A 12,738-nucleotide genomic window follows, 5' to 3' on the forward strand; every position below is an offset into this window, starting at 1 on the left:
TAAAATCATTTGTTAGGAACGTTCTCTTTCTCGGTTTCTTAATCCGAACAAACCAGCTAAACCAAGCAATCCAATCCAGCTCCAATTAGTACCTCTATTGTTATCTACAGCAGATGTACGGTAATTATTTATGTTAGATCTTCCATCTACTCTGTATCCATCCATTCCACCATCGCTTGATTTGTAATTGTTCATTTGGTGGGTGGTTAAATCAATATTCTGGATAACATTCGTTTGATTATTGTCCAGTGCATAGGCGGGGCTTGACAGTAAAGATAATAACACAGTAAAGGTAAAAGCAAACGAGCATATTTTTTTCAAAACGATAATCCTCCTTATTATTATTTTCGTACTTTTTTAAGGTTTCCGTTGTTTTGAAAAATATTCTTAGACTTAGAAATGAAAAATCCCGCCCAATGATTACCTCCTATGATACCCACTTACTGGATTATTACCTGATATAGTATCACTTAAAAAACCATCTAGCTATATAAGCGATAATTGACAATACAATGCTTATAACTATGCAAGTGACGATGGGGAAGTAAAACTTTACACTTCCTTTTTCGACTGCTATATCACCAGGGAGACGCCCAAGGTTTATAAACCTCCCTAAACCAGCCCAAATTAATCCAATAACGATAAGCACGATACCGGCTATCATGAGCAATTTCGGAATGCCATTCAATACATCTCAGCCCCTTTGTTGAAGGATGTTGTTTTATAACCTGTTAACGGGCTCTAACGATGGCGCATATGTAACATTGGTGTTTTCTTCCTTTTATTTGCTGCAAGTTTTCACAGTAGACACATTTCATGTGCAGCTCACCTCCGAGAAATATTATGCCGTTAGTCGTAAAGGAATATTCTTGAAGTAGAGTATATTAAAAGAAGTCATTTATATTGCGAGCCAAGCAGAAACGCTTGGCGGTATCATCAAAACGAGCCGGTGAATCTGATCGCAAGCCAGTGACTATCGGAAAGGGCTGCTGGATCGGAGCTCGAGCAACAATATTGCCAGGTGTTACCGTTGGTGATGGTTGCGTTATTGCTGCTGGAGCGGTTGTTACTAAAGATTGTGAGCCGGACTCATTATATGCTGGCGTTCCTGCCATTAAGATAAAATCTATAGAAAAGTAATGCAGCTCAGGCACCCTGATCGGTGCTTTTTTCTTAGCTTAGGCAATAATGCATTAGTTAAAATTGTGAATAAGTGTGTTGAGCTCGAATTGATCCTTATGATGCAGACACTAATGACCGTTAGCGCTCATTTTTCATCAACTTCTACTTTCTAACGGACGGAAATTTCCGTTAGCGGGTAAAAAGCTAGAGATTTCGAAGGAATTTTCTTCTAAAGGACATAAATGTCCACATATGCAACAAAAAGACTGTTTTTTTGGTTCTAACGGTCATGGATGACCGCACCGCAAATAACATCGCGTCGTTGGGAGTGGATATTCACATCGATTTTACAACAATTGCGAAAATCTTATCTGTACTATATATTTCAATCATCTGTTATATAACAAAAAAAGCCTTGAGTATCAAGGCTTTCAGCTTCTAAGTTATGGTGATCTGAGCAGGGTTCGAACCTGCGACCCCCACCCTGTCAAGATGGTGCTCTCCCAGCTGAGCTATCAGATCATATTATGCAGATGCAAATATTAATATAGCAAATTGAAAAGGCATTGTCAATATATTCATCTCATTTTCTCACCAATTCATTATTTTAAGGTTATGAGCAATGCATGTTGCGCATAGTTTGATAGAAATATAATGAGAGGCGGGAATAAGATGGCAGATCAAGTCGTGGAGCTAGTTGTGTGGCTAGGTGGGATGTTTGTATTAATTGTAATTGTCATTGCAGCGACAGTGCGATTTTTTCGTTCCAGCTCGCAAAGTGATGATGAATAGCCCGCTTGAAAATGGACAATATTAAAGGTGTCAGGCAATGGTTTTACATCTGCATACTGACAATGACAGCAAGAGAGGATGACATAAATGGCACATGATTTCATTGAGAATAGAATGGGCAAGCGGGAGAGCTTTGTAGCTGTACAAAAAAATGGCGACGGCGATTTGACAGCTTTTAAAACGTGCAGCGGAAGAGTACTGGATTATGACCAGGCGAAGCAGGAAGTAAATGCAGGAAATATTAGCGGCGTTAATCTTTTCAAGGGCCGCGACGGCGAATTGTATATTCGCGGAGATGCAGACGGCGATCCATCGAACAATTTAGACAATTTGCCCTCATTTTAACGTTCGGTTTTACTAACGAAAAAGCTGTCACGCTTCAAAGCGTGACAGCTTTTTTGCTTGCGCTAACTTGCTAACATGCTAACTTGCGCTAAATAGCGGCTAATTTTAAAAGCTATACATTTTTCCTTGTTCAACAATACGCATTGCGCCGGTTTTTCCTATATATTCGCTAATGGCATCGCCATAATGCATTAACCACATTTTTTGCTGTATCGCTTCAGGAAGTGTAAGCAGCTCGTCCAGGCATGCATGCACATTGCCGGGAGGTTCTAGCTGGCAGTCGTGAAAGAACGTCTCGACGCCTTGTTCATGCAGTAATTCGAGCAGCTTTCTGTCAAACTGCATATCTGCTGAATAAAAAAAACGGTCGTTAATAAGAAAGGAATAACTGGGTTTTCCCGGAATATGAGCTGTCTGAATTGGCATGACGGAAAGCTCTTCGGTCAGAGGCGCATATTCATTCGGCTTCAGGGGTCTTACTTCAAAAAAATCAGATAATGAAGTAAGCTCACCCTGTGTAAGGCCGCCGCGCAGTGTATGCTCCCATAAAGGCGAAATAAGTGGCTCGGCAATATACAATAATGGCTTACGGTTATAATTAAATAACATTTGAAAAGCAAGTTCTTCTAATCCGCCAACATGATCTGCGTGAATATGGCTTATAAGCACAGCATCTAATTGACCGAAATTATAACCTAGCTCGTAAAGCGCATGAGGCAATGTAATTCCGCAATCGAGCAATATGGTTTTGCCGCCGCTTTTTATTAATGCATTATTATTATAATGTTTTTTGGCAAAGGCGCTGCCCGTGCCAACCATTTGAATGTTCAATACACAGCCTCCAATAACCGAGTAATTAGAAATGAAATAAAAAAAGCTGCTTATATAGCTTATGTAAATAATAATGATATTTTTGGAAATAATCAATCATCTGCTTGTTATATTTCCCAGGCAAGCGCATATTTCAACAGGTTGTGACAGAGATATAGCGAAGTTTATCAAAATTTTCGTTAATGTAGTATAAAAAAATCTCTATTAAAAAAGAACAACTATTTGCGTTGAACGGCGCAACTTTATGACTGAAATGCAGTATACATCTACGACGAGAACATTTGGACGGAGGGCTTGCATAGATGTCAATGAAGAAGAAAGTAGCAGTTGCAGTATTGCTTTTAAGCGTATGGGGTGGCAGTATGATTTTTGCTAATACAGCTGCCAATAAAGTCAGTGTAATTTTCAATGGCTCTGAGCTTGGTGATGATGGAGCATTAATAGAAGGAAAAACATATTTGCCGCTCAGACAGCTTGCGAGCTCGTTCCAAGCGCTAATCGAGTGGGACAGCAATAAAAAAGCTGCGGTCATTTATAAGCCGAATGTACATATGTTTGTATTTCAAGGCAAAAGCTCAAATTCGTTTGGAATTGTAGACCGAGGCTCTTACAAGTTTCATGTGTTTTCACAAATCGATAATTTGAAAACCGACATAGCTGCGGTTAAAGTATCTATTTTTGATCCAAAGGGCAAGGAAAGAGTAATTCAAACTGAATCGGTTAATCAAAAGAATGATAATTTCTGGTTTGTAACTGAAGAAATTGATTACCGCTTTGAAACAGCCGGCAAGTATACGATTAAGTTTTTTATGAAGATGTCTGCGAATGATGATTGGACCGCTGTTTCAGAAAAAGTGATCACATCAAGATAAGCTAGTGCTCGAAGAAAAATGGCGTTCTTTCCTGCCGTGCAGTTTGACCCGAATATATTTAACGTGTTAGGATAAGCTGTGTACATAACAAATGAAATGGGGTTTTCTTGCATGAGCGAGCATCAGCATGGTGCAGATTGCGGCTGCGGACATGATCATGATCATGAGCATGAGGAGCATGTATTTATCGTAACAGACGACGAAGGCCAAGAGCGTGAGATGGTTATGGTTTATACATTTGAATCCGAAGAGAATGTATATGCAGTATTGTTGGATCGTCAAGATCCAGAAGCGGACGGAGTAATTTTCCGTATCGAGGAAGAAAATGACGAAGCATTCCTTGTAGGCATTGAAGATGATGCAGAATGGGATCGCGTTGCAGCTATTTACGAAGAAATTGCGCGCAAAGAAAATGAAGGCCTTGAGCAATAGGCTTTCTATAAAAGTAAAAGAAGGGATGTCCCATGCAGCATACATGGGTCATCCCTTTTATTTGCGCGGATTATAATAAATAGTCCGGCCATTGAACAAAGTCAGCTCAGCTTGCAGCTGCTTTGCCATATATTTAGAATACTCATTAGCTTTTCCTTTGTCGCCATGCGTGGCTGTTTTGGGTAAAACGACTTGAATGCACGGAACGGTATTTCCTTGCGAGCACTCTGCATTGCCGATGCCCATAATAATATGGTTGTAGTGTGCGGTTGCTCCCTTAAGATAAAACCAGCGTTCATCCTCAGATTCTACTATCGTGTAAGGGAAGGCGGCGTCAGCGTAATTCCAGCCCAGCTGTTCACCGGTTCGAGCAGCCTGATCGCAATATTGCTTAAGCTTGCTCTGAATAGCAGCAGTCGTTAAATCGAAATCCACAGAACCTTGCACAAGTTTAATAAATGCGCTCTGACTCACTTCGATCACCCCAGCCCCATATTAGCATGAATTGGTAATGTTTACAATAACATTACCAATTTAACGCTTCAAGATCCGCTGATTTAGAAAATGGCTGTTTCTTCTACAATAACCTTAACAAATTCTATGCTGCGATCCTCAGGACCTTTCACAGGCAAGCCAACTTCAACATGATCGACGATGTAATCGATATTGGACTGGGAAATTACTTCGCCCGGAAGCAGAATAGGAATGCCTGGCGGATACACATAGATAAATTCGGCAATAATTCTGCCGGCAGATTCCCGAAACGGGATGACTTCTGTTTCCGCATAGAAAGCATCGCGGGGCGTTAGTGAAAGCTGAGGGATTTCAGGTATTTTCACAACGAGCTCGCGTGCTTCAGCGCCTTCGAAGAAGGCCGCTGACAAGGCTGTAAGTGCTTCGATTAGCATTCCAACAGAATCTGAGGTATCTCCAGGCGTAATTAAGCACAAAATATTATACATATCACTCATTTCAATTTCGAGATTGAAATGATCGCGCAGCCAATTTTCGGTTTCATAGCCTGTAATGCCTAAATGTCTTACATGGATCGTCACTTTGGTCGGATCGTAATCATAAGTAGCTTCATCGCCAAGAATTTCTTCGCCAAAGCTGTACAGGCCAGGAATTTTATTAATCGCTTGGCGGGCATATTCTGCAAGCGTTATAGCTTTTTCCGCAATTTCATAGCCGTGCAAAGCCAGATTGCGGCGAGATGTATCCAGCGAAGCAAGCAAAATATAGGAAGTCGAAGTTGTAGTCAGCATGCTTATAATCGTTTGGACGCGCTGCGGGTTAATTCTTCCGCTTTTTACATTGAGAACAGAGCTTTGCGTCATCGAACCGCCCAGCTTATGGACGCTCGTTGCAGCCATATCAGCGCCTGCTTGCATGGCCGACATCGGTAATTTATCATGGAAATGTATGAGCACACCATGCGCTTCGTCAACGAGCACTGGAATGTCATAGCTATGCACCAGGTCTACAATTTCCTTAAGATTAGCGCAAATGCCATAGTAAGTAGGATTAATGACAAGTACACCTTTGGCGTCCGGATGGCGTTCAATGGCGCGTCTTACCGAACGGGTTGTGATGCCATGATCGATGCCCAGATTGCTGTCTCGAGCAGGGGATATAAATACCGGTCTTGCGCCGGCAAAAATAATCGCCGCCATAATAGATTTATGCACATTGCGCGGGACAATGATTTTATCGCCGGGTGAGCAGACTGTAAGTATCATTGTCATGATGGCGCCGCTTGTGCCTTGTACAGAAAAATAAGTATAGTCGGAACCGAAAGCATGTGCAGCAAGTTTTTGGGCTTCTTCTATAACGCCTGTCGGTTGATGCAGATCATCGAGTGGAGCTATATTAATTAAATCGATTGACAACGCATTGTCTCCGATAAATGCTCTAAACTCTGGGTCGCTTCCTACCCCTTTTTTATGTCCCGGAATGTGGAATTGCACGGGATTGTGCTCCGCATGCTTGCGAAGCGCAGTGAAGAGCGGTGTTTTATTGTGATCCATCGCCAGCATCCCTGCCTTTCATCAGATGTACAAACAAAGTAGAGTATAGCAAAAAAGAAGGGGAATGCAAGCGTCTTTTTTTGAAAAAGGAAAGCTTGTAAAAATTCGCGGCATTCTTTCGTCCGAATAGTCGATTAAACCGCCAGACGACTGCACATCATCGTGTTTGAGCGTTTACATAAAATGAAATAATTAGTTATGCAGGAAGCGGTTTATTTGTTCTTGAAATGTTCAAACCTGTAAAGTAGTAGAATATGGTACGATGAAATAATGGAGGGATATTACGAATGAAAAATAGTCGTATGATCATTGTAATGGCAATATTAATGATTACATTTATTGGCTTCGGTATTATAATTCCAGTTATGCCGGAAATCATACAAAAAGCTGATCCGACCGGGGCTGAACTACATACAGGGAGAATGCTGGCATTATATTCTGCGGTGTCCTTTCTATTATCGCCTCTTTGGGGCAATTTATCTGACCGGATAGGCAGAAGAAAAATTATTTTAACAGGTCTGATCGGTTTTTCTGTCAGCTTTTTGCTATTCGGCTTGGCGGGCGAAAGCTTGACGATGATGTATATTTCAAGAGCGCTAGGCGGCTTGTTCTCTGGTGCTGTAGCTTCCGTTATCGTTGCCTATGTAGCAGATATCACGCCTCCTGAGCAGCGTACGAAAGGAATGGGGCTTGTAGGAATGTCTATCGGGCTCGGCTTTACGATCGGGCCTGGTGTAGGTGGTTTATTAAGCGTTGTTTCTCTTAACACGCCTTTTTTCGCGGCTGCCATATTTACGCTCTTAACGTTTGTAATGGCGTTTATTAAGCTGCAGGAGTCTTTGCCGCCTGAACAGCGCAAGAAGGCTTCTGAGAAAGCTGTATCGCGCTGGAAAGCATTTCAAGGACCGCTTAAATATTTATACGTGCTCGCTTTTTTTGTAACATTCACTTTAGCAGGAATGGAGGCGACACTGCAATTTTTCGGTATGCGTCGCTTTGATGTAACGCCTCGACAAGTTGGCTTATTATTTTTCGTGGTTGGTTTGGTAGGCGCGCTTGTACAGGGAGGCGTCGTTCGCCGAATGATCAAGAAAGGCCAGGAGCCGCTATTCATTAGTGCGGGGCTTATTTTTTCAGCAGTCGGATTTTTTATGCTCATATTCGCTCATTCCTTATGGTGGACCATTTTGTCTCTCGTTGTATTTGGAATCGGGAACTCCTTAATCCGGCCTTGTGTAACGTCGTTAATTACGCAAAAAACGACGGTTGGCCAAGGTGTCGCCTCTGGACTAAGCTCTTCGATGGACAGCTTTGGCAGAATTCTCGGTCCGCTATTAGGGTCCATATTGTTTACTTATGAAATTGGTTATGAGCTTGGCTTGCCATATTTGGTAGGCGGCATTTTATGTGCGCTTGCACTTCTGCTCGTACTCGGTTTTGTGCGCGCGGATCAACACCGCCAATTGGCTGCATCGAAGTAAAGCAACCTTTAAGCAGTGAATGTTGTTCTCAATTATATAGCGGTCTTAGTGAAAAGTCAGACTTAGGTCTGACTTTTTTTCAATCTCTAGTATTTGCTAAATACTGGACTTGAGACGATTATGTAATCTGACTCCTCAACTTATGATTATTACAGAAAGAAATTATTGCAGAGGATAAAGGAGTCGTTCAAGTTGAGTAAATTAACAGAGTGGTCATTTCGCAATAAAGCAGCAATAGCCTTGCTAGTCTTTATGGCATTAGTTATGGGAGTTATCAGTTATTTCCGATTGCCGATGGAATTTTTGCCAGCTGCAGATAATCCGCAAGTGATGATAACGACGATTGGCCCAGGCATGAATGGAAAAGCGATGGAAGAGCAGGTAACAAATCCGATTGAAGAAGCTGTTTTATTTGTTAAGGGTAAAAAGGATATTTTCTCTACTTCCGGCGACGGTTATGGCCAAATCATTATTAATTACGATTCTAAAACGAGTATGAAGGAAGCGAAGCAGGAGGTTGAGCAAGCATTGGCGGGCGTGCCATTGCCAAGCAATGTTATGAAGCCTTTTGTCGTACAGCTGAACACCTCGATGATTCCGATATCCTGGTTAGTTGTAACCTTTGAAAAAGGTCTGAGCGAGCACGATAAGGATGAACAGCTGAAAAATGTGCTTGCTGAGATTAAAAATATTGAAGGCGCAGGTCAAGTCGTCGTAGATGGCAAGTCCAATCCGGTCGTCTTGATCGAACCTCATACGCAGAAGCTTTCAGAGCTGGGCCTTCCCGTACAGAGCCTGCTTTCCATACTGCAGGGAAGAGGCGTATCAGCCGCGATTAGCGAACAGATTATTGACGGTCATACCGCTAACATAGCCCTATATGATCAGATCGAAGACATTAAAACATTAGAAAGCTTGCCAGTGGCGCCACATGTATCGCTTAAGGACGTTGCTTTCATAAACGTTTCCAAGCAGCAGGATAGTATTACGCGATTAAATGGACAAGATGCCATTATGGTAACGATATCTAAAACAGCAGAAGCCAACGCGGTATCGGTAGGCAATGCCATACAAGATATGGTTGCTGACTTCAATAAGGACCATACTGGCGTAGAAGTATCAATAATACTTAGTACCGCAGAATCAATTGTTCAATCTGTGAACAGCATGCTGCAGGAGGTGCTGCTGGGAGCTTTATTTGCAACAATTATCATTTTAGTTTTTATGCGTAATTTCAAAGCGACCATTATTACAATTGTTTCTATCCCACTATCGTTAGGAATTACACTTTATTTGCTTCACATTTCTGGAGTTTCGCTTAATATTATTACACTGGGTGGCGTGGCGGTTGCCGTCGGCAGATTAGTGGATGACAGTATAGTCGTCATAGAAAACATTTATCGGAGATTGCAGCGTGAATCGTTCTCGATTTCATTAATAAAAGAAGCAACGAAAGAAGTGGCGTCAGCGATAACTTCTTCTACGCTTGTAACAGTAGCCGTATTTTTGCCAATGGGCTTGCTGCGCGGCTCCTTGCAGGATTTTCTATTGCCGTTTGCGCTTACCGTCGCTTATTCATTGCTCGCATCACTGATCGTTGCGTTGACAGTCGTGCCGCTGCTGAGCGCTGTACTGCTTAAGAATACGGTTGAAGCGCCGCATAAAGGCGCAGAATGGTTTACTCATTTTATTCGATGGAATTTAAATAGAAAATGGCTGCCTCTGACTCTGGCGCTGCTGCTTTTTGCAGGCTCGATTGGCTTGTATGTCTCGATGCCCAAGGGAGCGCTCGATTCATCCAGTGCAGAGTATGTAGATATTTCTTTGCAGTATGCTGGCGATACGCCTTCGGATGATGTGCTTTTGGCAGGGGAAAGGCTGGACAGCTACTTAACGCAGCACGCTTCGGTAGACTGGGTGATGATGTCTCTGGGCAATAGCGCCGAGGCTGCTAAATTCGGAGCTGTTTCCTCCGCAACGAATGTTCAATTTATGCTTCACTTGAAAAAACAGACGAATGTGGAGCAATTTATGGCTGAAATATTAGCTTTGCAAGACCAATACGCAGGAGCTGACTTGTTTGTTACTGCCACTGATCTTATGATGGGTGGCGGCTCAAGCAACATATTTATAGATATTATGGGCGAAAATACAGAGCAATTAGCGCAGGCTGCCGAACAAATTGTAACAGCTATTAGGCCTGTGGATGGCGTTCTGAAGGTTGAAAGCAATCAGTCTGAGCAAAAAACAGTATATTCTTATAAGATTAACGCGACTCAAGCAACAGGGCAGGACACCGCAATGCAGCTGCAAAGCTTGTTTAATCCTATGCCGCTTGGCGAAATTAAAATTGACGGTCATGCAACGCCCGTTATATTGCAGCCTGTTGCTCTCGCGCAGACAGAGTCCGATCTGAAGCAAATTACGCTGATGACTGAGGAAGGGCCTAGATCGATTGAGGAAGTGGCAAGTTTGGTAAAAACACAGGAGCCCAGCCTGCTTTACCATAAGGAAGGCAAGCCGTATGTACGGGTTACGGTTAGCGCGGAGCCTTCATTGTTGTCCAAGGTGGATCAGCGAATTAAAGAACAGATGAATAGCGTAGAGCTTCCGGAAGGTGTAAAAGCAATTGTTGGCGGTGCTTCTTCGGATCAATCGGAGGACTTTGCTGATCTTGGCATGACGGCGCTTATCTCCATTGGGATTGTTTACTTGATTATGGTGCTCACGTTCAAAACGCTGCGCGCTCCGCTCGCAATATTGATATCTCTGCCTTTGGCGGCTATCGGCGCTGTGACAGGACTTCTAATATCTGGTGTAACGCCGGACTTTACAGCGATGTTTGGAGCATTGATGCTAATTGGCATCGTGGTTACCAATGCCATTGTGTTAATAGACCGTGTGAAGCAAAATGAGCAGACAATGTCTATTCGTGAAGCGATTGCCGAAGCGGCTGCAACTCGTCTGCGACCGATCGTAATGACGGCGCTTGCTACGATCTGTGCGATGCTTCCGCTAGTATTCGGTTCGCATGAGTCAGGCAGCATCGTATCGCAAAGCCTTGCCATCGTCGTTATTGGCGGCCTTGCAGGTGCAACAGTATTGACGTTAATTATTGTTCCTTGTGTGTATGAGCTGATGTATTTCCGCAAATCTGCAAAACAAAGAAGACGACAAGTGCAAGATGGATTGACTGCTTCTTCTTAATTCTGAATTACTGTATTAAAAAAATATGGAAAAAGGCAGTCCCATAAGTCATTCGTGACAGGGGCTGCCTTTTTGCACAATAAGATTTTTCTTACTATTGCAAGAAGAGGGTGATTAATTGGCAGTTTATACCGTATGCCTTGCCTTCTGGCAGGCAAGCTCGTACAACGGAAGCAGCTGCAAAAATGTGTTTTCTACATATCCTAACAAATTTTCTTCACTGTTCAAAAGCTCGCTATCCGGGCAAATATGTCTACCTATTAATAACTCGCATTGCTTGACGTCACGCAAGCGGATAAGCAGCTTTTTCCAATCATCTTCGGCAAGTGTATGTACGGCAGTGCTGTCCTTTTTCATATGGTCGAGCGATATTACATAGTCTTGCGGAACGGCTGCAATTACATCATCCAGCTGATTTAAAAAGCCTGCAGCTACTTGCTGCTTGCCTGGAAGCTCATAAATAAGCGCCAGCCAAATAAACAGGTGATCATCGAAAAGCCCCAGCTGAAAATGCGGATGCCCCTTGTACCCGTGCTTGTTGTCACATATCGCCAGCCAAGTATCTTTGGGCGGATTGACAGTACGTCTGGCGTGCTTGGCAATGTGAAGAAACATCTCTTTGCCCGTATGCACGCTTAGGCTGCTGCGCAGCTGCTCGCCGATGGTACGGAATTTAGGCTGAATCTGCTCCTGGATTGCAATCATGCGCTGTTCAAGCCCTTGTATATGAAAAACTTCAAAATCTTTACGAGTAAACATTCCGGTATTCTCCTTACTTTGATTTGATAAAAAGGGTATGATGATAGAACATGGAATAAGTATATCATGATCTAATAAAACGGGCTAAAAATTAGTCAATAATCCAAGTTGCCACAACATAAGATGAAGTATAAGATAGTATTACGAAATGAATTCTGAACTTTCTGACAATTGGCCGCAGATCAAGGAGGGGTTGCCGTGAATAAAGGATATGAGGTCGAATTTTGTAATTTGGAATTGCGGTTTGAACGACGGCAAATCCAAAACCTAATTAGAGAGCTTATTCAAGAAGGGTATTCGTTATATTGGAGTGAATCGGAAGGTGCATTTTTAGTATCTATCCGATCAGGCCGCAGACTGCTTAAGCTGCATTTTCAAAAATTAAATGACCGCTACAAGATGATAGGCAATTATACAGTGCGCGATGAGCGACTTACTGAGCTGCTTGATAAGCTGATAAATGATACAAGAGGGCATGCTGTAGTAAAACGGACAAGGGATCGGCAAATGGTCATTGAGAATATTATGTTCGGGGAAATTATCCGGTTGGTGGAGGTGACGGGAATGGAGCATCGTATTATTTTCCAAAAAAAGCCGGCGATTACTACTGAGGATATGATTCGGGCGTTTCAATCGAAGCGTGCGGAGGAAAGAGCAGCCGTTTTACGCTATGAGCTCGATTATGAATTATCCGCTCTTTATGAAGCTTTACAGACAGGCAACGAGAAGCAAGTTGTTTTATCTAAAAATAAACTGGAGCTGTTAAGAGTTGAAATGCTGCAATTGGAATTATAAAAGGATACGATCCGTATGCTATAATAAAGCTGCGGGTCGTTTTTTTGTACATTTTCGGTCGAAATAGTTTTCTTC

Annotated in this window: 13 protein-coding genes and 1 tRNA gene; 7 read left to right on the forward strand and 7 right to left on the reverse strand. The window is 42.6% G+C overall.

The genetic code is table 11. The features are described 5' to 3' along the window. Positions 1-12: 12 nt before the first annotated feature. Positions 13-321 (reverse strand): WGxxGxxG family protein, encoded by a 309-nt coding sequence (locus tag ACRRU2_RS01410; protein WP_331701764.1) that lies wholly within the window; start codon positions 319-321, stop codon positions 13-15. Between the two features lie 145 nt (positions 322-466). Next, positions 467-688: a DUF2905 domain-containing protein gene (locus tag ACRRU2_RS01415; protein WP_331701763.1), complete on the reverse strand. Its 222-nt coding sequence runs from the start codon at positions 686-688 to the stop codon at positions 467-469. A gap of 215 nt (positions 689-903) precedes the next feature. Between ACRRU2_RS01415 and ACRRU2_RS01420 the strand changes: the two genes are divergently transcribed. Further along, positions 904-1,140, forward strand: a complete 237-nt coding sequence (locus ACRRU2_RS01420) for an acyltransferase (protein WP_432499725.1) — start codon at positions 904-906, stop codon at positions 1,138-1,140. Positions 1,141-1,568: 428 nt separating this feature from the next. Here the strand turns inward: ACRRU2_RS01420 and ACRRU2_RS01425 are convergent. Then, positions 1,569-1,644 (reverse strand) — tRNA-Val (locus ACRRU2_RS01425). 384 nt (positions 1,645-2,028) lie between these two features. Here ACRRU2_RS01425 and ACRRU2_RS01430 point away from each other — a divergent pair. Then, a complete protein-coding gene (locus tag ACRRU2_RS01430; RefSeq protein ID WP_331701772.1) occupies positions 2,029-2,259 on the forward strand; it encodes a DUF3892 domain-containing protein in 231 nt (76 codons plus the stop codon). Positions 2,260-2,364: 105 nt separating this feature from the next. On the opposite strand, the gene ACRRU2_RS01435 is transcribed toward ACRRU2_RS01430, so the two are convergent. Next, the gene (locus ACRRU2_RS01435) at positions 2,365-3,078 is read right to left on the reverse strand and encodes an MBL fold metallo-hydrolase (RefSeq protein ID WP_432499846.1); all 714 of its coding nucleotides are present in this window, start codon (positions 3,076-3,078) and stop codon (positions 2,365-2,367) included. A gap of 314 nt (positions 3,079-3,392) precedes the next feature. Between ACRRU2_RS01435 and ACRRU2_RS01440 the strand changes: the two genes are divergently transcribed. Both ACRRU2_RS01440 and ACRRU2_RS01445 read left to right on the forward strand, forming a co-directional pair. Further along, entirely contained in the window at positions 3,393-3,962 is a 570-nt protein-coding gene (locus ACRRU2_RS01440; RefSeq protein WP_331701759.1) for a stalk domain-containing protein, read from the forward strand. Positions 3,963-4,073: 111 nt separating this feature from the next. Then, positions 4,074-4,394, forward strand: a complete 321-nt coding sequence (locus ACRRU2_RS01445) for a DUF1292 domain-containing protein (protein WP_432499726.1) — start codon at positions 4,074-4,076, stop codon at positions 4,392-4,394. Between the two features lie 57 nt (positions 4,395-4,451). Here the strand turns inward: ACRRU2_RS01445 and ACRRU2_RS01450 are convergent, their stop codons facing one another. Then, entirely contained in the window at positions 4,452-4,868 is a 417-nt protein-coding gene (locus ACRRU2_RS01450; RefSeq protein ID WP_331701757.1) for a DUF1885 family protein, read from the reverse strand. A gap of 83 nt (positions 4,869-4,951) precedes the next feature. Further along, positions 4,952-6,421, reverse strand: coding sequence for an aminotransferase class I/II-fold pyridoxal phosphate-dependent enzyme (locus ACRRU2_RS01455; RefSeq protein WP_432499728.1), 1,470 nt, complete (start codon positions 6,419-6,421; stop codon positions 4,952-4,954). Between the two features lie 287 nt (positions 6,422-6,708). Here ACRRU2_RS01455 and ACRRU2_RS01460 point away from each other — a divergent pair, with 287 nt between their 5' ends. Both ACRRU2_RS01460 and ACRRU2_RS01465 read left to right on the forward strand, forming a co-directional pair. Next, positions 6,709-7,902, forward strand: a complete 1,194-nt coding sequence (locus ACRRU2_RS01460; RefSeq protein ID WP_432499729.1) for an MFS transporter — start codon at positions 6,709-6,711, stop codon at positions 7,900-7,902. Positions 7,903-8,094: 192 nt separating this feature from the next. After that, positions 8,095-11,109: an efflux RND transporter permease subunit gene (locus ACRRU2_RS01465; protein ID WP_432499730.1), complete on the forward strand. Its 3,015-nt coding sequence runs from the start codon at positions 8,095-8,097 to the stop codon at positions 11,107-11,109. Between the two features lie 126 nt (positions 11,110-11,235). Here the strand turns inward: ACRRU2_RS01465 and ACRRU2_RS01470 are convergent, their stop codons facing one another. Next, the gene (locus ACRRU2_RS01470) at positions 11,236-11,868 is read right to left on the reverse strand and encodes a YktB family protein (protein ID WP_432499731.1); all 633 of its coding nucleotides are present in this window, start codon (positions 11,866-11,868) and stop codon (positions 11,236-11,238) included. Between the two features lie 198 nt (positions 11,869-12,066). Between ACRRU2_RS01470 and ACRRU2_RS01475 the strand changes: the two genes are divergently transcribed. After that, a complete protein-coding gene (locus tag ACRRU2_RS01475; RefSeq protein ID WP_432499732.1) occupies positions 12,067-12,663 on the forward strand; it encodes a hypothetical protein in 597 nt (198 codons plus the stop codon). Positions 12,664-12,738 lie beyond the last annotated feature (75 nt).

Source organism: Paenibacillus sp. GXUN7292 (genome assembly GCF_050864975.1).
Classification (GTDB): Bacteria; Bacillota; Bacilli; order Paenibacillales; family Paenibacillaceae; genus Pristimantibacillus.